The organism is Verrucomicrobiia bacterium (assembly GCA_019634625.1).
Classification (GTDB): Bacteria; Verrucomicrobiota; Verrucomicrobiia; order Limisphaerales; family CAIMTB01; genus CAIMTB01.
In genome coordinates this window covers 13,838-34,895 of sequence record JAHCBA010000020.1, presented here as the reverse complement: position 1 = coordinate 34,895, position 21,058 = coordinate 13,838, and the positions used below count along the sequence as shown (strand labels likewise).

The 21,058-nt window shown below is 66.6% G+C and carries 17 protein-coding genes; 11 read left to right on the top strand and 6 right to left on the bottom strand.

Annotated elements, in window-relative coordinates; all coding sequences use genetic code 11:
* Nucleotides 1-8 precede the first annotated feature (8 nt).
* The 6 genes from KF833_13185 to hypA all read right to left on the bottom strand — a co-directional run bounded on the left by KF833_13185 (nucleotide 9) and on the right by hypA (nucleotide 7,067).
* Entirely contained in the window at nucleotides 9-1,250 is a 1,242-nt protein-coding gene (locus KF833_13185; GenBank protein ID MBX3746253.1) for a DUF1343 domain-containing protein, read from the bottom strand.
* Between the two features lie 642 nt (nucleotides 1,251-1,892).
* Nucleotides 1,893-2,999, bottom strand: a complete 1,107-nt coding sequence (gene hypD / locus KF833_13180) for a hydrogenase formation protein HypD (GenBank protein MBX3746252.1) — start codon at nucleotides 2,997-2,999, stop codon at nucleotides 1,893-1,895.
* Nucleotides 2,996-3,250: a HypC/HybG/HupF family hydrogenase formation chaperone gene (locus tag KF833_13175; protein ID MBX3746251.1), complete on the bottom strand. Its 255-nt coding sequence runs from the start codon at nucleotides 3,248-3,250 to the stop codon at nucleotides 2,996-2,998. The genes hypD and KF833_13175 overlap by 4 nt, the downstream gene beginning before the upstream one ends.
* Before the next feature lie 3 nt (nucleotides 3,251-3,253).
* Nucleotides 3,254-5,842 (bottom strand): carbamoyltransferase HypF, encoded by a 2,589-nt coding sequence (hypF, locus tag KF833_13170; GenBank protein MBX3746250.1) that lies wholly within the window; start codon nucleotides 5,840-5,842, stop codon nucleotides 3,254-3,256.
* Nucleotides 5,843-5,848: 6 nt separating this feature from the next.
* Nucleotides 5,849-6,721, bottom strand: a complete 873-nt coding sequence (hypB, locus tag KF833_13165) for a hydrogenase nickel incorporation protein HypB (GenBank protein MBX3746249.1) — start codon at nucleotides 6,719-6,721, stop codon at nucleotides 5,849-5,851.
* A gap of 1 nt (nucleotide 6,722) precedes the next feature.
* Nucleotides 6,723-7,067: a hydrogenase maturation nickel metallochaperone HypA gene (gene hypA, locus KF833_13160; GenBank protein ID MBX3746248.1), complete on the bottom strand. Its 345-nt coding sequence runs from the start codon at nucleotides 7,065-7,067 to the stop codon at nucleotides 6,723-6,725.
* Between the two features lie 682 nt (nucleotides 7,068-7,749).
* Between hypA and KF833_13155 the strand changes: the two genes are divergently transcribed.
* The 11 genes from KF833_13155 to KF833_13105 all read left to right on the top strand — a co-directional run bounded on the left by KF833_13155 (nucleotide 7,750) and on the right by KF833_13105 (nucleotide 20,963).
* Nucleotides 7,750-8,508: an SDR family oxidoreductase gene (locus tag KF833_13155; GenBank protein ID MBX3746247.1), complete on the top strand. Its 759-nt coding sequence runs from the start codon at nucleotides 7,750-7,752 to the stop codon at nucleotides 8,506-8,508.
* 577 nt (nucleotides 8,509-9,085) lie between these two features.
* Nucleotides 9,086-9,766, top strand: coding sequence for a prepilin-type N-terminal cleavage/methylation domain-containing protein (locus tag KF833_13150; protein ID MBX3746246.1), 681 nt, complete (start codon nucleotides 9,086-9,088; stop codon nucleotides 9,764-9,766).
* A 107-nt stretch (nucleotides 9,767-9,873) separates the two neighbouring features.
* On the top strand, nucleotides 9,874-11,601 hold the full coding sequence (gene tadA, locus KF833_13145) for a Flp pilus assembly complex ATPase component TadA (protein MBX3746245.1): 1,728 nt from the start codon (nucleotides 9,874-9,876) through the stop codon (nucleotides 11,599-11,601).
* A 15-nt stretch (nucleotides 11,602-11,616) separates the two neighbouring features.
* Nucleotides 11,617-12,840, top strand: coding sequence for a type II secretion system F family protein (locus KF833_13140; protein ID MBX3746244.1), 1,224 nt, complete (start codon nucleotides 11,617-11,619; stop codon nucleotides 12,838-12,840).
* 36 nt (nucleotides 12,841-12,876) lie between these two features.
* Complete coding sequence (locus tag KF833_13135) at nucleotides 12,877-14,043, top strand: type II secretion system protein (protein MBX3746243.1); 1,167 nt, start codon at nucleotides 12,877-12,879, stop codon at nucleotides 14,041-14,043.
* A 22-nt stretch (nucleotides 14,044-14,065) separates the two neighbouring features.
* Nucleotides 14,066-15,229 carry a type II secretion system protein gene (locus KF833_13130; protein MBX3746242.1) on the top strand — a complete coding sequence of 388 codons (1,164 nt, stop codon included), beginning with the start codon at nucleotides 14,066-14,068 and terminating at the stop codon, nucleotides 15,227-15,229.
* A 145-nt stretch (nucleotides 15,230-15,374) separates the two neighbouring features.
* Nucleotides 15,375-16,829: a hypothetical protein gene (locus KF833_13125; protein MBX3746241.1), complete on the top strand. Its 1,455-nt coding sequence runs from the start codon at nucleotides 15,375-15,377 to the stop codon at nucleotides 16,827-16,829.
* Nucleotides 16,826-17,446, top strand: coding sequence for a hypothetical protein (locus KF833_13120; protein ID MBX3746240.1), 621 nt, complete (start codon nucleotides 16,826-16,828; stop codon nucleotides 17,444-17,446). Before KF833_13125 ends, KF833_13120 begins: the two co-directional genes overlap by 4 nt.
* Nucleotides 17,443-18,078 carry a hypothetical protein gene (locus tag KF833_13115; protein MBX3746239.1) on the top strand — a complete coding sequence of 212 codons (636 nt, stop codon included), beginning with the start codon at nucleotides 17,443-17,445 and terminating at the stop codon, nucleotides 18,076-18,078. The genes KF833_13120 and KF833_13115 overlap by 4 nt, the downstream gene beginning before the upstream one ends.
* 329 nt (nucleotides 18,079-18,407) lie before the next feature.
* Entirely contained in the window at nucleotides 18,408-20,216 is a 1,809-nt protein-coding gene (locus KF833_13110; GenBank protein MBX3746238.1) for a secretin N-terminal domain-containing protein, read from the top strand.
* 195 nt (nucleotides 20,217-20,411) lie between these two features.
* A complete protein-coding gene (locus KF833_13105; protein MBX3746237.1) occupies nucleotides 20,412-20,963 on the top strand; it encodes a CvpA family protein in 552 nt (183 codons plus the stop codon).
* Nucleotides 20,964-21,058: the final 95 nt, after the last annotated feature.

Here is a 21,058-nt window from a genome sequence, read left to right as displayed (position 1 = left end):
GGGAGGGTTCAGCGCTCGTGGTACAGCAGGTAGGGGGCGCGAAGCTGGCGGAAGGAGTCCTCGTGGGCCCGCCAGGAGGCGACGATATCGCGGGCGGAGCGGCCGGCCTGGAGGTCGCGCCGGAGGCGGTCGGAACCGCTGACCTTGTCGAACATGTCCCAGGACTTGCCACGCTTCAGGGCAAGTTGGAAGAGGTCGCGATTGGCGGTGATGCGGACGGCTTCGAGGGCGTGGAAGTTGATGGCCATGAGGGGAGCCGTGGCGGGTTCGGTGAAGCGGACCCGGACTCCGCGGAGTTCGCGGCCGTCCCTGGGGTCGCGGTTGAAGTCCATCTCGATGGGATCGAACACGACTCCGGGGAGGCGGTAGGCGTTGAGGTGGCTGGCGAATCTCTGAGGGTCCAGCCAGGCGGCGCCGATCAGCTTGAAGGAGTCCGCGGTGCCGGTGCCCAGGTTGAGGCCACCGATTTCGCCGAGCATGCCGGTGGCGACGAGATAAAGGGGGGTGTCGCCGGCGGGGACATTGGGGGAGCTGGCGATCCAGCGCAGGCCAGTCTGGGGCCAGGTCATGGACCGGGACCAGCCGCGCATGGAGACGACGAGGAGGTCGCAGCGGTTGGAGATCCAGCGCTGGCCATGGATCATGCGGGCGAGTTCCCCGGGGGTGAGCCCATAGACGTAAGGGATGGGCCACTGGCTGACGAGGGACTTGAACCTGGGTTCGACGCCGGGGCCTTCGACGCGGAGGCCGCCGAGGGGGTTGGGCCGGTCGAGGACCATGAACCCGACCCCGTTGGCGGCGCAGGCCTCCATCGCAAGGCCCATCGAGCTGATGTAGGTGTAACTGCGGCAGCCGGTGTCCTGGATGTCGTACACCAGCACGTCGATGCCCTGAAGCATGCGGGGGGTGGGGCGGCGAACGGGCCCGGGCCCGTAGAGGGAATGGATGGGCAGACCGGTTTCCTCGTGGCGCTGGTCCGGCACTTCGATGCCGGCCCGGGCCTTGCCATGGAAACCGTGTTCGGCGCCGAACAGGGCGACCAGCTGCACCCCAGGCGCACGGCGGAGAACCTTCCAGGTGGGTTCACCAGCGCGGTTCACCCCGGTCGGATTGGAGAGAAGTCCGACCCGCTTTCCCTGCAGGAGAGCGAACCGTTCCGCTTCGAGGACGTCGATGCCGGGCTGGACGGCAGCAGACGCGGCCGTGCCGAGGAGGAGGAGGAGGAGGAGGGCGGAAGGGCGGGGGGGCATGGGTGGGAGCTTCGGCATCATGGGCAACAGCAGGCGGGGTGAGGTAAGGGCACGGCGGGGTTTCGGGCAAGTCCGGGCGGTGGATTCGGGCAGCGGGACTGTCCGGGGGATGAATCCGAAGCCGCGCCCGGGGAATACCGTGAGGGTGAGCAGGCGGTGCGGTGCGGCGTCCGGGCGCCGGCGGTTGGCATCCTGGGATGGCCCTAAACTTCGTGCATATGCACGAAGTTTAGGGCCATTTCAGCCTGTCGGGATCGATTGGATTCGAGGGGTGGGGGGTGCGCGAACGGTGCATTGGCGCGTGGTCAGGAGAGGAGGTGGGGTAGCGGATGCGAGGCGGCGCAGGGATCAGGATCAGGGATAGATAATACGACCGGCAGAGAATTATTGACCGCAGCTGCAAATAATAAGCCGGTCAGATTGAAATTGACCGTGCGGCGTCCGGGCGGGGCGGGTAGCGGAAGCGGCAAATATTGAGACGGGCAGAGTGTTATTGACCCTAGGCAAAGGTGGAGACATTCAGGTTAATTTTGACCTAAGACAAATAACAAGCCGGGCATAGTGACATTGACTCATGACCGGCTGAAGCCGGGACAACGAACGGTGGGGGCGCGAACGGTGCGGTGGGGGCGCGCGTGAGGGTCAGGAGGAGGGTGCCGGGGCCGGGCGGGGCCGGTAGCGGAAGTAGGCGGCGCAGGCGCCTTCGGAGGAGACCATGGTGGCGCCGAGGGGATGTTCCGGGGTGCAACGGGTGCCGAATTCGGGGCAGTCGAAGGGTTTGAGGCGGCCGCGAAGGACTTCGCCGCTGCGGCAGGGCGATTCCGGTTCGACTGGATTGGGATCGAGGTCGAAGCGGAGGGCGGCATCGAAGGCGGCGTAACCGGGGTGCAAGCCGAGGCCGCTGCGGGGGATGATGCCCATGCCGCGCCAGGCGCGATCGACGACCTGAAACACGCGCTGCATCCAGGCTTGGGCGGTCTCGTTGCCCGGTCGGCGGACGACGCGGGCGTAGGGGTTTTCGAGTCCGAAGCGGCCAGCCTCGAGGAGTGTGAGGCAGCGGAGGATGCCTTCGAGGATGTCGAGGGGTTCGAAGCCGGTGACAACGATGGGGAGGCGGTGGCGGGCGGCGATGGGTTCGTACCCGGCGTAGCCCATGACGGCGCAAACGTGACCGGCGGCGAGGAAGCCCTGGATCGAGGCGTCGGGATCCGAGAGCAGCGCCTCCATGGCCGGGGGCACCAGTGCGTGGGAGACGAGCATCGAGAAGTTGGAGAGGCGCCGGTCTGCGGCCTGAAGCACGGCAAGGGCGGTCGCTGGCGCCGTGGTTTCGAATCCCACGCCGAAGAACACCACTTCGCGGTCGGGACAACGGGCGGCGAGGGCGACGGCGTCGAGCGGCGAATAGACCATGCGGACATCGGCCCCTTCCGAGCGGGCGGCGAGCAGGTCGGTGTCGGTGCCCGGAACCCGGAGCATGTCGCCGAAGGAGCAGAGGATCGCCCCGGGCCGGCGCGCGATGGCGATGGCGGCGTCGATGATCGCAACGGGGGTGACGCAGACCGGACAACCGGGGCCGTGGATGAGAGTGACGTCCGGAGGCAGGACTTCGTCGATGCCGTGGCGGACGATGGAATGGGTCTGTCCGCCGCAGACCTCCATGAGGGTCCAGGGGCGGGTGGTCACCCGATGGATTTCGCCTGCGAGACGCCGGGCGAGGTCGGGGTCGCGATATTCCTCGAGGTACTTCACGGGGGAGGTTCCTCCGGGCCGATCAGGGCTTCGAGGGCGCGCCACTGTTCGAGGACGCGGGCGGCTTCGTCCGGGTCGAGGCGGCTGATGGCGACGCCGGCATGGACGATGACGTAGTCGCCGATGACGACCTCGGGAACGCAGGCGAGGCTGATGTCCTTGAGGACGCCTCCGAAGTCGATGCGGCCGGAGCGCCAGAGGGGATCGTCACCCTGGATTTCCACGACACGACCTGGGACGGCGAGGCACATGATTCAGATGGGTTGGGCGAGTGGATCGGGTTGGAAGGCGTCAGCGGACTGACCGAGGGCGAGCCCGACCTCCCCGGGGAGGGTGTCTGCCGCGAGCTGACCGAGGGCGAGCCCGGCTTCGGTGGGGAAGGTGTCTGCCGCGAGCTGACCGAGGGCGAGTCCGCCATCGTTGGGGGGGATGAGGTGGGCCCAGTGGGGTTCGAAGCCGGCCTCGCGCAGGGCGGTGACGGCGGATTCGGTGAGGCGGCGGTTTTGGAAGCAGCCGCCGCCAAGGACGACCACCCTTTCGCCCATGTGACGGGCCACGGCGACGATGGCGTCGGCGAGGCCGCGATGGAACCGGGCGGCGATGCGGCCCGGGGCCATGCCCGCGCGGAGGTCGTCGAGGAGCGCCTGGAGAAGGGGTTCCCAGTCGAGTTCGTTGGCGCCGTCGGGGGCGGCGCGATCGGGCGGCGGCATTTGCAGGGGCATGGGATACCCGAAGTCGTCCGGGCACCCCTCGGCGGCGAACTCGACGGCCATGGCGGCGTCGCCCTCGAAGCGATGGAGGTGGCGCCAGCCGGCGAGGGACGCCACGGCATCGAAGAGGCGTCCGACGCTGGAGGTCCAGGGAGCATGGAGTCCGCGTCGGAGGGCGGAAAGGAGGAGAGCGAGTTCGCGCCTCTCGAAGGCGCGCAGGGTTGGGAGGTTGGCTTGCGCGGTCAGGTCTTCGCCGAATGCGGCGTACAGGAGTCCGAGGGCCGAACGGCGTGGCTCACGAATGGCGGCCTCGGCACCCGGCAGGCGGAAGGGTCGCAACCGGGCGCACCGGCGCCATCCGTGGATCGTGGCGTGGAATGTCTCGCCGCCCCAGACCGTGCCGTCCAGTCCCGCGCCGGTGCCGTCCCAGGCGAACCCCAGGAGCGGCGGGCGCAGGCGGTGTTCGGTCATGACCGCGAGGACATGGGCCTGGTGATGCTGGACCGGCCGGACCGGGAGCCCGAGGCGATGACCGTGCCGGGTGCTGGCGTAGTCGGGATGGGCATCGACGCACACCCCGGCGGGCTGGAGGTGGAACAGGCGGACGAGGTCTCCGACGCAGCGGTCGAAGCCGGCGAGGGCGGCCACGGTGTCGAGATCGCCGAGGTGTTGTCCCAGGATGAACTCCGATCCGTTGGACAGCGCGATGGCGGCCTTTTGGTGACCGCCCAGGGCGATGGTGGCGGGACGCGCGGGCGGGCGTGGAGGGGATGAGGCGTTCGGGCCGGGGGAGCCGGGTTCGGCTGCGGGTGGGAGGACAGGGGATGGCGCGATGGGAGTGGGAGTGGGGACGAATCCGCGGGCACGGCGCAGGACCATTTCGCGTCCGGCCACGACGCGGACCACGGAATCGTCCACGGGGCGGACGATGGGGCGGTTATGGACGAGGAAGGCATCGGCGATGCCGGCGAGCCGTTGCAGGGCTTCGTGGTTGTCGATGCAGAGGGGTTCGTCGCCGGGGTTGCCGCTGGTGGCCACGAGGGGTCCATCGAAACCGGCCAGCAGAAGGTGATGAAGGGGAGAGTAAGGGAGCATGACGCCGAGCCAGGGGCTCCCGGGGGCGACCGAGGGTGCGGTGGTGGGCTGGGAACGGTCGTGGCGATCCGGGCGGCGCCGGACGAGGACGATGGGGGCTTCGGGGCCGGTGAGGCAGGCTGTTTCGACAGGACTGATGTCGCCGTGGCGGAGAAGGGTGGGGAGGTTTGGGAACATCACAGCGAAGGGTTTGGCTTCGCGGCGTTTGCGTTCGCGAAGGTCCTGGACCGCCCGGTGGTTGGTGGCATCGACGAGCAGTTGGAATCCGCCGATGCCCTTGAGGGCGACGATGCGGCCGGCGCGCAGGGATTCGAGGGTGAGGGTTAGGGCCTGGTCGCGGACGGCCAGGGTTCGGCCGCATGGATCCCAGAATTCAAGCTGGGGGCCGCAACGCGGGCAGGCGATGGGTTGGGCATGGAAGCGGCGGTCCCGCGGATCGTCGTACTCGGCCTGGCAATCCGGGCACAGCGGGAACGCGCGCATCGAGGTGCGGGGCCGGTCGTAGGGGAGCGACTCGACGATCGAGTAGCGCGGGCCGCACTGGGTGCAGTTGGTGAAGGGATACCGGTGGCGCCGGTTGCCGGGATCGAAGACGTCGCGGAGACAGTCGGGACAGGTGGCGAGGTCCGGCGGGATACGGACGGGACCGGAATGGGCGGGGGTTGGGTCGCTGTCGCGGATGACGAAGGACGGGTGGCCGCCGGGGGGGTGCCAGGCGGTTTCGAGGTGCCGGATTCGGCTGTGCGGCGGGGTTTCGCGGGGCAGACGTTCGAGGAAGGCGCGGACGGCGGTGGCTGGTCCTTCCACCTCGAGCGTGACGCCGTCGGCGCCGTTGCGAACCCAGCCGGTGAGGTGGTGTTCCGAAGCGAGGCGGTGGACGTAGGGACGGAAGCCGACGCCTTGCACGGTGCCGGTGAGGTGGACGTGGAGCGCGGTGTGCGCTGCGGAGGGAGGGCCGGACGGGGAAGGTTCCGGGGGCAGCGCGCCCAGGGTGGCGTCGCGGGAGTTCGACCCTCCGATGACGGGGGCAGGGGGCATGGGAGGCTAACCGCGGAGGGCGCGGTGTTGTTCAGCCAGGTAGGTGGTCCAGGCATCCATGCCGGCGCCGGTGCGGGCGGACACCTCGAACCGTTGGGCGTGGTGACTGACGCGTTCGAGGTTGGATCGGGCCAGTTGCCGGTCGAACCCGACCGCATCGGCGAGGTCCAGCTTGGTGATCAGGGCGGCCTGGGCGGAATGGAAGAGCGGGGGATACTTGAGCGGCTTGTCTTCGCCCTCGGTGACGGAGAGGAGCACGACGCGGAGGTGCTCGCCAAGGTCGTAGGAAGCGGGACAGACCAGATTGCCGACGTTTTCGATCACCAGCAGGTCGAGGGCGTCGAGATCCATGGAATCGGCGGCGCGGCCGACCATTTCGGCTTCGAGGTGGCACAGGGTGCCGGTTGCGATCTGAACGACGGGAACGGAGGCGGCCCGAAGACGCTGGGCGTCGTGGTCGGTGGCGAGGTCGCCGACAATCGCGCCGACCCGGAGGGCGGGGCGGAGGGCGACGGCGGTTTTCTCGATGAGTTCGGTCTTCCCCGAGCCGGGAGCGGACACGACGTTCAGGACGAGGAGGCGTTTGGCGCGGAAGAAACCACGGTTGCGTTCGGCGAAGCGTTCGTTGCGTTCGAGGAGCGAACGGAGGATGGGGATGTGTCGGGCCGCTTCGGAGGACGGGGTTGGACTGGCGGCATTGCCAGCGACGGTGGGCTCGTGAGGGTGATCGTGGGAATGGGGGTGATCGTGGGAATGGGGGTGATCGTGGGAATGGGGGTGATCGTGGGAATGGGGTGGAGACGGGCCGGTCGCTTCGTGGGCGGGCGATCCGGGGTTCGGGGTGGGAAGGGGAAGGCCGCAGCCGCAGTCCTGGCACATATCACGAGATCTCCAGGGAGGTCAGTTCGAGTTCGAGTCCCCGGCAGAGGCGGCCTCCCAGGGCGCCGCAATGGGGACATTCGGGAAGGAGTTCCTCGGCCGGATCGAACTCGGCACCGCAAGTGTCGCAGGCGTAGCGCGGGGCGACGCGTTCGATGTCGAGGCGCGCCCCTTCGGCGGCGCTTCCCAGGGAGAGGGCTTCGAAGGCGAATTGAAGGGCGTCGGGGACGACCCCACTGAGGTCTCCGACGCGCATGCCGAGGCGGTGAACGCGCCGGGCGCCCTGGGCGGCGGCCTGGGAGAGGGCCAGGTCCAATGCGGTTTTCATGAGGCTTGCCTCATGCATGGGGTTCCTCGTTCCTACGACATCTGCCACGGTTTGCGAGACGGAACTGGGCATGGGTTGGCCGATGCTGTGCGGGAATTGGTGCCTTGCATCGGAGGGCCGGGTGTTGCGGGGGCGGCAGGGGAGGGGAGCCATGGAACGAGGACTCGCGGAGCTCGTCCCTCCGAAGGGTGAAGCGGAGGGGTGGGATGGGAGGGACCGTTGGGTGTACACGCTTCAGCGTGAGCCTCCCAAATCCGCCCCGACACGCTAAAGCGTGCACACCCAACAAAGTCCGACCCAGCTTCTGCCCCCCACATCCCCGTCCTCCCAGCGCATCCCAGTCTTCTGCAGCAGGCCTCGTAATCGTACTCGTACTCGTACTCGTAATCGTACTCGTACTCGTACTCGCCCTGCCCGGTTCGCATGAGGAATGGGAGGTCCGAACACGATCGAACCGATCGGATCAGCCTTGAGGCGACGCTGAAACGGTGTGCCTGCGGGTTCGAGAACCGGGGACGAGTACGAGTACCGCCCTTCGGGCTGAGTACGAGGACCGAGGGGGGGAAATGGTGTGGAGCCATGGATCGAGGACTCGCGGAGCTCGTCCCTCCGAAGGGAAGGGTCTCCGGACGGTGAGGCGGCGGGGCGAATCGGGGATTGCGGGAGCGCGGGGGGCGGGTTGAATCCGGGCATGACGACCATGGCGGCACAACCCCTGGAGGGTCGGGTGGCGTTGGTGACGGGAAGCTCGACGGGGTTGGGACGGGCGATCGCCTTCGGACTGGGGGCGGCCGGGGCGCGGGTGGCGCTGAATTATGCGCGAACCGAGGAACGGGCGGTGACGACGTTGCGCGAGTTCCGGCAGGCGGGGCACATCGGGGAGCTGTTCCGGGCCGATGTCACGGACGCGGCCGAGGTGGAGCGGTTGGTTGCGGAGTGTGGGGAGGTCCTGGGGCCCGTGGATATCCTGGTGGTCAATGCCACCTGCGAGCAGCCGCAGTTGGGGATCGAGGAATACGACTGGGGCTTCTTCCAGCGGATGCTGGATTACTTCGTGAAAAGTCCCGTCCTGCTGGTCCGCGCCTGTCTGCCGCACTGGCGGGAACAGCGCTGGGGGCGCCTGATCCAGATCGGGTCGGAGGTGGTGGCCCGAGGGGTGCCGAGGTTCACGGCGTATGTGGCGGCCAAGGGCGGTCAGAACGGACTTCATCGCAGTCTGGCCACCGAACTCGCCCCGGATGGCATCACGGTGAACATGATCGCCCCGGGCTGGATCCCGGTGGAACGGCATGCCGACGATTCGCCCGAGGCGAAGGCGTCGTATCTCGCCGGGGTGCCGGCCGGCCGTTGGGGAGTGCCGGACGATGTGGCGGCCGCGGCGGTGTTCCTGGCAGGGGACGGGGCCGGGTTTGTCACCGGGCAGACGCTCCATGTGAATGGGGGGGTGACGGTGAGTTGATGGGGAGACGTGAGGCCTGAGGCCTGAGGCCTGAAACCTGAAACCTGAAACCTGAAACCTGAAACCTGAAACCTGAAACCTGAAACCTGAAACCTGAAACCTGAAACCTGAAACCTGAAACCTGAAACCTGAAACCTGAGGCCTGAGGGGGGGGCGCTTTTTGGGGGGATGGGTTCGGGGATCGATGCCGGGGTGGCGGCACGGGGGGGGCGTCTGCGGTCGGGCGCTGGGGGGGGATTGCTTTCCGACGGTTTCGTCCGGCGGAGGGATGCGGGCTGGGGAATTTGCTTAGTTCATGGGGCAGGGGGATGAAGGGACTACGCCGACGGAAGCACGGGAGGCACACCAAGCAGGTTTGCCACCGTACAACGGGGGGCTCCAATTCACTTATCCTGCTGCGACGAGGGATGTTGTAGTCTTCAAGAAAACCGATTGACGGCGTCTTTCGACTTCAGTGGGGGCCGATTCGGCCGAAGTAAGTCGGTGAAGCCGGTCCAGTCGTGGCCAGCTTGAGACCGTCCGCCGCGGACGCGGTTCCGCACGGCTGCCGGAGCAACCAACCACACATAAGTATCCCATGAGACTGAAAACCCAACGTATCCAGAAGAAAGCCCGGGGCGGCTTTACGCTCGTCGAAATGATCGGCGTGCTGGCCATCATCGCCATCCTCGCCTCCCTCCTCATCCCCCGCGTCTTCCAGGCCATCGGGGATTCCAAAATCAGCAACGCCGCCACCACCTGCAACAGCATCAAGGCCGCGGTGAATGAGTACTATGGGAAACATGGCTTGATTGCAGGGCCTGGAGGGACGTCGCTCACATTCACAAACGGCATTTCAGAGGACTGGGACCTGACCACTCTGGTAGCCGAAGGCGTTGCCGAGAAGCCCTTTTCGGTTCGAATTGGGAATGGGCAAATTGGCTCTGCGAATAACGGATCGCGACTCCGTGTAATACAGATTGGTGCAAATGTTGCAACCAATGCCCCAGTTGCCACAGACATGGACGCTGGAACCTATGCCTTGGATGGATCGGATGTGAATCGCGTGATCGGATCGCTAGTCGTTGAAGCGGTCATCGTGGGTGTGGATCACCAAGACGCGAAGTCGCTCAATGATCGCCTTGATGGTCCAACGCTTGGCGAGCCGTTGGTGGATAGTGGTGGAAGTCCTCTTCCGGACCTGAAAGGCCGAGTTAAATACACGACCCCGGATGCGGGCGGCAAGGTCGACGTCCACATTTACCTAGCCCATCGCTGAGTTGCGATGACTGGTTTCTGCATCCGCGGCGAGATGGGACGGGTGTCCGGGAGGGCATCCGTCCCCCGCGGTTGCGGGAGTGAAGGACCACCCGACAGAAACCCCTCGTGGCTGCCGCCCTGCCAATGCCGGCGACGTCTTCGACCGATCTGGGCAACCGCCTGATCGCGTCGGGACTGATCAACGAGACGCAGCTTGATCTCGCGACGCGCGAGCAGCGGCGGAAGGGCCAGCCGTTGTCGAAGGTCCTGGTGGATCTGGGGCTGGTTCCGGCGGAGAAGATTTCCGATTACCTGGCGCAGGCGGCGCAGTCGCGCCGGGTTCATTTTCATCAGATCAAGCTGGATCGCGCGGTCACCGACCTGGTGCCGCGCGATCTGGCGCGCCGGTTCAAGGCGGTCCCGATCGCCCAGTACAACGGGACGCTGACGGTGGCGATGGCGGACCCGTCGAACGTCGTCGCGATCGACCATCTGGGTCAGCTCACGGGGAAGCACATCGACGTCGTCACGGCGACGGAGAGGGACATTCTCAACGCGCTGGACCGGCTCGATGCGGAGGGGGCCAGCATCCAGCAGGCCATCGATCAGATCATCGAGGATCAGGCGCGGGATGCGAAGGCGGTGCCGGTGGCGACGCTGGAGACGGGGGCGACGACCGACGACGAGGCGCCGACGATCCGTTTGGTGAGCCAGATCATCGAGCGGGCGATCGAGATCGGGGCCAGCGACATTCATTTCGAGCCCGAGGAGCGGCTGATGCGGATCCGGGTGCGGATCGACGGCGTGCTGCATCCGGACGTGCTGATTCCGAAGGCGCTGCAGGCGCTGGTGGCGTCGCGCATGAAGATCCTGGCGGACCTGGACGTGTCGGAGACGCGGGTGCCGCAGGACGGGCGGGCGACGGTGACGGTGGGACGGAGGCAGGTGAACCTGCGGGTGTCGAGTCTGCCGACCACGTATGGCGAGAGCATCGTGGCGCGGATTCTGAATCCGGGGACGGGATTGGCGCGGCTCACGCAGCTTGGGTTGCCGCCGGATGCGGCGAAGATCCTGAAGGACGCGATGGATCAGCCGCACGGGGTGGTCATCGTGACCGGGCCGACGGGGAGCGGGAAGACCACGACGCTGTATGCGGTGCTGAACGAGATCAGCTCGACCGAGCTGAGCATTTTCACGTTGGAGGATCCGGTGGAGATCCGGATGGCGGGGGTACGGCAGACGCAGATCAAGGACGACATCGGGCTGACGTTCAGTGCGGGGTTGCGATCGCTGCTGCGACAGGATCCGGACGTGATTCTGGTGGGGGAGACGCGGGATGTGGAGACGGCGCAGTTGATGATCCGGGCGGCGCTGACGGGGCATCTGGTGTTTTCGACGCTGCACACCAACGACGCGCCCGGGGCGATTCCGCGGTTGCTGGACATGGGGGTTGAGCCGTTTCTGCTGCCGGACAGCCTCCTGGCGGTGCTGGCGCAGCGGTTGGTGCGGAAGCTGTGTCCGAAGTGCAAGGAACCGGTGGGCGATCCGGAGCGGGTATTCCAGGAGGTTGGGGTGCCGGTGCCGGAGAAGGGGCCGCTGCAGTTGTGGCGGAACGTGGGGTGCGAGACGTGCAGCGGGACGGGGTTCAAGGGGCGGCAGGGGATCTTCGAACTGATGCAGATCGACCATCGGTTTCACGATCCGATCGTGCGGCGGGCGGGGGCGCATGAATTTGCGCGGCTGGCACGGGAGGGCGGGATGGCGACGATGTTTGAAGACGGCTTAAGAGTGGCGATGGAAGGGACGACAACCATTCAGGAGCTTTTGCGGGTGACCCGCATGGGCGGGCATTGAGGGCGTTGAGACACCATGCAGACCTTCGCGTACCAGGGCATCGACCAGGACGGAAAGACCGTGAACGGGCAGCTTGCGGCGCGGGACGAGGCGAGTCTTGAAGAGCGGCTGCGGGCGATGGGGCTTTGGCTGGTCTCGGCGAAGGCGGAGAAGGGGAAGGACGCGAAGGCCTCGAGCCTGACGCGGTGGGGGATGGGGAGCGGCGGGGGACGACGCGAGCTGATCGATTTCGCGACCCTGATGAGTTTCCAGCTCCGGGTCGGGGTGCCGATGATGCAGTCGCTGGAGATTGCGGCGGCCGACTGTGCGAACCCGCGGTTCAAGGCCACCATTGGGGAACTCAAGCGGCTGGTGGAATCGGGGGAATCGCTGGCGGACGGGATGGCGCGGTTTCCGCGGGTGTTCGCCTCGCAGTTCACGAGTCTGATCCGGGCGGCGGAGAGCAGCGGGACGGTGCCGGAGGCGTTTCTGGAGCTGAAACGGTATCTCGAGTGGCAGGAACAGATCATGGCGGACATCCGCCAGGCGACGATTTATCCGGCCATTGTGTTTGCGGTGGTGTGTTTGTTCGTCCTGGTGCTGTTCACCTTCGTGGTGCCGCAGTTCGTGCAACTGCTGACGGTGGCCAAGGTGGGGTTGCCGCTGATCACGCGGGTGGTGTTTTCGTTGAGCGACGTGGCGAAGGCGACGTGGTGGATCTGGATGGCGGCGTTCATCGTGGTGCCCGTCTCGGTGCAGATTGCGCGGGCGAAGTCGAAGCGGTTCGATCTGGCATTCGACCGGGCGAAGTTCGGGCTGCCGGTGTTCGGGGAATTGAACCACATGCTGGTGATCTCGCGCCTGGCGCACAACCTGGCGGTGCTTTACCGGTCGGGCATCTCGATCGTGAACGCGATCAAGCTGTGCAAGGACCTGGTGGGCAGTTCGCTGGTGGCGGAGGCGCTGGACGACATCGCGCAGCGGGTCGAGGCCGGCGAGGTCATCAGCGACTCGATGCGGCGTCACCCGGTGTTTCCCCAACTGCTCATCCGGATGGTGGCGATGGGGGAACGGAGCGGGAGCCTGGACACCTCGCTGGAGAACGTGGCGAGTTACTACAACGTGCTGATTCCGCGCCGGATCAAGAAGGTGTTCAGCATCATGGAACCGGCGTTGATTCTCTTCTTGGTGGGGGTGGTGGGGACGGTGGCGCTGGCGATTTTCCTTCCGATCATCTCACTCATGGGAGCCTTGAACTGACGTATGAAAACGAGGCGGAACGAGAGGTGGAGCCGGATGAACTCACAGAAGGGCAAGGCCCCGTACAGCGGCACCGTGGGGTGGGGTGAGGGGGTCCGATCGGGGTTGGTGCGGACCCGGGGGTTCACGCTGATCGAACTGATCGGGGTAATGTCGATCCTGACGATCCTGGCGTCGGCGGTGACCTTGAACGTGGTGGCGCAGATGAAGCGGGCGGCGCGGGAGACCGAGGCTCGGAATCTGGAGACCATGCGGGATGCGCTGCGGGACCGGATACTCAGGACGAAGCAGATCGGGACGCCGAACCAGTGGGCCCAGGCCATTGCGGATGAACTGGCAATTCCCCTGGTGCATGCGAACGAGACCCGGCTCGGGTATGCGCGGCGGTTCCTGGTCGATCCCGGACTGCAGATTGGGAACATCATGACGGGTGGCGTGACCCTTCCCTACACGCAGGGGATGCATGGATCGATCGAGCCGGTGAACGGGCGGGTGATGCTGATCTCGACGTTGGGTGCGCCGCTTCCGGGGGCGACCAACCAGGCGGCGTTCAATGCGGCGTGGAACTCGGTGGAGGGCCAGGTCCCGGCGGGGTGGACCAACTGGACGGGGCTGGGGGAGGACCTGTGGATCCAGCGGATGGATCTGCGCAGTCTCTTTCGGCGGGTGGTGTTCAACAACATGGACCCGGACAATGTCGCGCCGTTCGCGGTGGCCGGGGCGCCGACCTTCCTGATTCAGGGGAATCCGACGGCCCAGACCATGGTCCGGATTCCGGCGGGACAGCGGCACGAGGCGTGGTTTCTGGAGACCAGCGGCATCCGGCTGCATTTCGCCGACGAGACCCTGCAGGCGCAGGAGTATGTCCGGGAGGACATCAGTTATGTCTTCGAGAACGGGCGGTGGAGCCGATATCTCAACTATGGGAAGCGGCCGCCGCTGTCGGGGTTCGGATTGCTGGCGGAGAATTTCCGGCAGTCGCCGATGCCGCCGAACTCGAAGTTCGGGGCCAATGCCCAGGCGGTGGTGGAGGAGGTGTTCACGTATCTGTACACCTACGGGTTCTGGGCGACGGGCGAGCCTCCGTACAGCGTGCCGTTCGACAATGGCGGGAGCACCAGTGACCAGCAGGTGCCGGCGTACCAGGCGCTTCTGGGGGCGCAGTCCCGGCTCGATTGGATTTCGGGCAATCTCATCAACTGAAGTTCCGGACGTGCAACGAACCATGAGCATCGGGAACGCGGCGGCAGCGGGAGGATCGGGTCGGGGTTGGCTGGAGACCCAGCAGGATCGGAGCGTGCATCGGAGTCGGAGGGAGGCGGCGTTTTCGCTGATCGAGATGATCGGCCTGATGGCGGTGCTCACCATACTGAGCCTGGCGCTGGTGCCGGCCCTGATCCGCGGGTATGACCGGCTGGCCCGGGACCGGGAGGATCGGGCACTGGAGACGCTATCGGAAGGATTGCGGACGCATGTGCTGCGATTCCAGGAGGTGCCGCATCCGACCAACTTCCCGGGGCTCCTCGCGGTGGCTGTCGGGTGGCGGGAGGGGGCGGTATTGACCAACAGCCGGGGGCAGGCGAGGCGGTTCCTGGTGGATCCGGCGGTGACCAACACCCTGCCGATTCCCTTCACCCAGACCCAGATGGGGGTGGCGGCGGACATCGAGCCCGCGCTGGGCATCATCCTGATGTCGAGCGTCGGCGAACCGCTGCCGGCGGGCATCCTGACCGGCCTTGCCTCGAGCACGGCGGCGTTCTCGAACATCTGGAATGCGCCTGAGGGATCCATCCCGGCGGGGTGGGTCTGGTCCGGGCGCGGCGAGGACTTGAGGATACGGCGGCTGGCGCTGGACAACCTCTTCGTACCATTGGTGCTGAACTATGGAACCATCCTGGTGGCGGGGACGAATCAGGGGCGGTTCACCATCGGCAACTCGACGACCAACATCCTGCCAACCACGCCATCGTTTTCGGCCAGTTACATCAAGGGAACCGTTCTTGGACTGCACCATCATGCGGGGACGGTGAACACACTTCAGGTCCGCGAGGTGCTTCAGCATCCGGTGTCGTTCGCGTACGAGGGGGATGCCTGGCGGGGTCAGTTGTTTCTCGGGCGCGGACTCCGGTTGACTTCGGGGCTGGATCTCCAGGCGGCGCACGACGTGTTTGTGGCGTCTCCGCTGAACGTGAATGCCAAGGGAAATCCGCAGGCCACACCGGTGATCGTGGTCAACACGCTGAGCAATTACATGAAGAACTTCGTCGCCTGGCGGGACGCCGGCTATCCCGCCAAGCATGCCACCCGAACCGCGGTCTCCGACTCCCAGACCGCCATGAAGACTGCCTCGGTCAATCTGCTCCACAAGCCCGAGGCCCCCGGCCCGTAACGGCAGCCTGTCCCGTCCGCGCATGCTCACCCTCCGCATCCCAGCCCTTCCCAAGCCGGAACCGGCTCCACCTCAGGAGCCGGCCTCCGTGCCGACGCTTGAACCCTCGCGCCCGACGCTGTCGGCCCCGAAGTTTGGTCGAGGTTTGACCACGCTCAGCCTGAGCTGGATGCATGGGCGGATCGAGGCGGTGGCGGTGCAGCGTGGGGAGCCGACGGGGACGTGGGAGAAGAGCGGGGTCGGGGATGATCCGGCGCAGTTTGGGGAGTGGGTGAAGGAGGCGGCGGCGCGGACGGGGTATCGTGGGGGGACGGTCACGCTTCTTTTGGCGCATCCGCGGCTGACGCATCAGCTCATCGAGGTGCCGCCGGCGCGGGGATCGGCGTTGCGGGGGTTGGTGGAGCGGCAGGTGGAGAAGTCGAAGGTTTTCGAAGGGGCACCGGCCTGGGCGTATCAGCCCGCCCTGCCGACGAAGAATTCGCAGAGCGTGCTGGTGCATCTGTTTCCGCGGGATCTGCTGGACCGGTTGGTCAGCGAGACGCAGCGGGCGGGACTTCACCTGGTGGGGGTCACGCCGAGCACCGCGGTGCTGCACGCGCAGATCGGGCGTCTGCCGCTGAAGCAGGACGAGGTGGCCCTGGTGGCGGGCGACGCCGGGGGCATGACCTCGGTGGTCGTCGGGCGTGCCGACGGGCAGCTCCTCATGGCCCGCTCCCTGGATGGAACGCGGACGCGGGACAAAGGGGGAGTGGCGGTGGACATGAGCCGGACGCTGTTGTTCGTCTCGCAGCAATTCGGGGTGAATGTCGCGGGGGTCTGGTGGTTTGGTCCGGGGACGTCGGAGCGGCTGGCAGAGCTGAATGGCCAGCTTCCTGTCGCGGTGCAGGCGAGTCCGGAGGAGCACCGGCCGGTGTATTGGGCGGAGGAATCGGCGCGACTGGGGCCGGCGCAGTCTCCCAACCTGATCAGCGCCGAGGTGCGACGGGCGCCGCAGCAACGGGCCGCGCTGCGGGTGACGGCGCTGGTGGCGCTCCTGCTGGCGGCCGGGGCGCTGGCCACGGCGGCATTTTGTGAAGTGCTGGTCCGGACGGAGCGGGCGGCCATGCGGGATCTCGAGCTTCGGCAGGCCCAACTGCAATCGCAGCACCGGGAGCTGCAGCGGACGCACCAGAAGCTGGAGCGGCGGTCCCAGTGGGCGCAGGCCGTGCTGGACGGCCGGCCGGCACCCGTGCCGGTGTGGTTTCTGGCCTATCTCTCCGAGGCGGTGCCGACGGAGCTGGTGGTGACGAATCTCCATCTGCGCCAAGAGGGCGCCCGATGGCAACTGCAGTTGGCGGGGGGCATGCCATCGGCCACCAATGCGGCCCAGGCGATGATTGCCGGCGAGCGGATTGCGGAAATGACCGAGCGGCTTCGTTCGGGGCCTTTCCAGGTGAGTCTGACCGCGGGAGCACCCGATCCGGTGGAAGCGTCCGAACCGGCCCGGCCGAAATCCGCCATTGAGATGATCGCCGTCTGGGCGGCCCGACCGGCGCCGGGCGCCACGGGGCCCACTGCGCCGCCCGGGGCCCAGTTCAATCTCCAGGGAGTCCTCCAATGAAATCCAACCCGAACCCGCGGAGATCGAGTCGCACGCGCACCCGCGTGCTGGCAGTCCTCGAACGGGTGGGACTGCTTGGCGTGGTGGGGGGAGCCCTGTGGCTGTCCTGGTGGAGCGTCGGGCGGGTGTCCCGGGTGCAGCAGGAATCGGCGGCGCTCACCCAGACCGCGTCACGTCTCTCCACGGAGATCGAACTGATGCAGGCGGGGCAGGGTCCCGGGCGCCTGGAGGAGATTGCCCGCCGGTTGGCGGATGCGCAGGACGGTCTGTTCGGAGGCGGCCAGGCGGTGGCGGAATGGCATGACGGACTGAGAAGCGATGCGGTTCCGCTGGCCCTGGAGCCGGCGATCGCCTTTGTGGGAACGCGCACCAACAGCGTCGGGGGCCAGTCGCTCGCGGTGCTGCAGGCGACGGTCGAGGTCGAGCCAGCGTACGGCATCGAGGCGGCCCGGCCGGTGTACCGGCGGGTGGTGGATTTCGTGCAGAATCTGACTTCGGCGACCCAGCGGGTGGATCTTGTTGAACTGAGGGTCCGGGGCGGATCGAACTCGGTGGCCATGGCCTCGGTCACGGTGGATCTCTGGGCGGGGACCTTCGAGGAGGATGACGCACCATGAAGCTTCTTCGCAATCCGGTGGTGGTGGGGATTCTTGCCACGGGCGCCCTGGCGTTTGTGGTCTGGAACATCGCGGGACCGATGATGAAGAAATCGCGCCCCTCCCGCGGCCCGGCCAAGACAGCCAAAGTCACTCCTGCGAAACCTGCCGCGAGTGCGGCGAAGGCTGCGAAGCCACCGTCTCAAGCCGCCGGGAACCGCGGTTCGGGGACGGGCGCTCCTGTCCGGGCGGAGGACGTGGCTGTGCGGCCGATGGACCTGGCGGCGATCCAGGCGCGGATCCGGGAATGGATCGAGGCGCCGCAGCGGGATCCCTTCGAGCGTCAGACCGCGGTCCGGGCACGCGTGGAGGGACCGAAGGCCGCGGATGTCCTGGCGTTGCGGGCGATCTGGCGGCAGACGGGCGGGCAGTTTGCGGTAATCAACAACGCGGTCCTGCGGGAGGGCGATCCGGTGGCCGGTTACACGCTGGAACGGATCGAGGGCGACGGCGTCTGGGTGAGCGGAACCAACGGACTGGAACGGGTGGAGTTTTCGCTGGTCCCGTCCAGACGTCCCGCGGCGCCGGGCCGGAGTTCGAATCCTTCCCCCGGCGGGACAAGGGCGAGTCATCACGCCGCGCGGACGCCGTAGGCAGGCGAACCTTTCGTCGCACCCCGACATGCGAGCCCGGGTGGAATACTCGTCCCAGTCTTGGTCTTGGTCTTGGTCTTGGTCTTGGTCTTGGTCTTGGTCTTGGTCTTGGTCTTGGTCTTGCTCTTAATCTTGCTCTTAATCTTGCTCTTAATCTTGCTCTTAATCTTGCTCTTAATCTTGCTCTCAATCTTCCCCACTCTCGAACGAGCGCCTGTCGCCGCTGGGTGGGGCGAGGAGTGGCGGGAAGTTCGGGGGGGAGATTAAGATTAAGATTAAGATTAAGAGTAAGATTAAGACCAGGAAGGAGACCAAGGTTGGGATCGGGAATGAGAGGGTTGCGGAAGGGGTACGACGCCGAGCGATGCCAACAAAGAACCAAGGGAATACGGAAGGGACTGGAGTTGATTGCGAAACGCGCCGATGAGGAATCCATGAGGGCCTGCCCTTCGCCCATGAAGCTCATTCGATTTGATGCATCGCGACGTTGTGAGGCGGTTCGATCCGTCCTCGCGGTCGTGCGCCTGGGTGTCTGGCTCGCAGCGGCCCATGGAGTCGCGGTGTCGGCGTCCGTCTCCAACTGGCGTCCGCCATCCCAGACCGGACCGTCCACCTCCCGGGTGCAGCCCGCGAAGGGGGCGGTGGCGCTGGCGCAACCGGTCGAACGGCCTGCCGCGACCGTCCCGCTCCCGCAGCCGCGCCCGGTCGAGACGGTGATCAACGCGGTGGAAGTGACTGACGAGTCCGGGGATTGGGAGGGGGCCGGGTCGCCATTGATCATTCTACCCGCGGATGCGGAGACGCCGGAGCCGGTGACGCGGCAGTCGGGGGGGAGGGCGTTGTATTCGTTCAGCGCGACAGAGCTCGACCTGAAGGCCGCCCTGGCGATGTTCGCGCGGGCCAACGGGCTGAACATCGTGCCCGACCGCGACGTGTCGGGACCGGTCACGGTGGAACTGCGTGACCTGCCGTTGGAACGTGTGATGCAGGCGCTTCTCGAGGCTTACGATTACGTGTGGATGGAGGACGACGGACTCATCCGGGTGCGGGCGCGTCAGACGCAGGAGTACTGGATCGACTATCTGCGGTTGTCGCGGTCCGGCATGGGGGTGAGTTCCGCGAACCTCGCTTCGGGAATGGGCGGGGGTGGAGGCGGGGGCGGGGGCGGGGGCGGGGGTGGCGGAGGAGGGAGTGGCGGATCGTCCGTCAATCTGACCGCCGACAACGCCATCAACTTCTGGACCGAACTGAGGGAGGAACTGTCCCGGCTGCTGACCCCCGACGGGCGCGACACGATGGCGATCAACATGACGGCGGGGATCATCCAGATCACCGACCGTCCTTCGGCGTTGAAGCGGGTGAACCGGTATCTCGAGAGCCTGTCGGGTTCGGTGGCGCGGCAGGTCGAGATCCATGCCCGGATTTTCGATGTCACGCTGCGGGACCAGTTCCAGTTCGGCATCAACTGGCAGCACGCGGCCGAGGCATTCGGGGGTGTGGCCACGATGGGCGGATCGTCGATCGTGACGGCGCCGGTCGGCGGTGTGCCGATGAAGAACGGTTCGTTCAACTTCCTGTTTCAGGGCAACGACACCACGGTGCTGCTCGACGCCCTGCAGGAGCAGGGAACGGTCAATGTGGTGTCGCAGCCGCGGATCCGGGTGGTGAACAACCAGACGGCGATGATCAAGGTGGGGACGGAGACGCCGTTCTTCACGAGCCGGACGACCTTCCTTCCCGGGAACACCGCGGGCAGCACGACGCAGCTTCAGGAGGATGCCGTCTCGACGATCACGATCGGAACGATCCTGGCCATCACGCCGCAGATCTCGAGCAACGACTGGGTGACACTCGATATTGCGCCGGTGCTGACCAGCCTGGTGGAGACACGAACGTCGCCGAGCGAGACCACGACCGCTCCCGTGCTCGATATCAAGCAGGCCTCGACGCTGGTCCGGGTGCGGAACGGGGCGACGGTGATCATCGGAGGGCTGATGCAGGACGAGCATGCCCGGACGGTGCGGAAGGTGCCGGTGGTGGGTGACATTCCGCTGCTGGGTCATCTGTTCCGGGGCCGGGTGGAATCGACTTCCAAGAAGGAACTGGTGATCTCGATCACCCCTGTGATCGTTGACTGATTCTTTCCAGACGCCGGCGGATGCGTCGGTCCGAGTGAACACGAGCGATCCAACGACGGAGGCGGCGGGGCAGCACGATGCTCCAATCGCACCTCCGCTACAACAAGGTGGCCCCCCGCCTTCATGGGCGCTCGTGTTCACCCGGGCCGATGCGGCGATCCTCCGGCGGGCGGTTCCTGAAACCCGTTTGCGAGTGTGAATGCCATCGATGCGGTGATGGTGGCCGCCCTGGTTCTGGCGGGGTACGGAGGCTATCAGCGCGGTCTGGGCGCAATGCTCTGGCCCGCCATGAGGTGGCTGACGATTCCGCTGGCCGGGGCGCTGCTGTGTGTGCCGCTTGGCGGGCCGCTCGGGCAGACTCTTGGACTCTCAGCGGGTGCGGCCCACTGGTTTGCCTATGTCGCCGTGGCCGCTGCGGTGCTGCTTGCGGTGAGCCTGCTGGAGCGGCGGGTGGCGGACCGGGTTTCCGCCACGGCGCCGTGGGGCGAGGGGGATGCGGTTCTTGGGGCCGCAGCCGGAGTGCTGGGCGGGGTCGGATTGATCTTCATGACGCTGGCGCTGCTGAACCCGGCGCCGGCCGGATTGGTGGACTGGCAACCGCAGGAGATGGCCGGGGACGAGGCAGTGTCGGCGCTGTTCGGTGCCATTGCCGGCACGCTGCGCCGGCTGGTGCTCGAGGAATCGTGGGTGGGAGAGATGGTGCGGACGCATGTGTCCGGGGGACTGGTGCCGGCGACGGCGCCATGAATCCGGGAGGGGTGGGGGCGATTGCCGCAGGTTTCGGAGGGGCCGGGTTCCATGAGGCCGCAAGGGTGTGGAGCGTTGGGACGAGGACTCGCGGA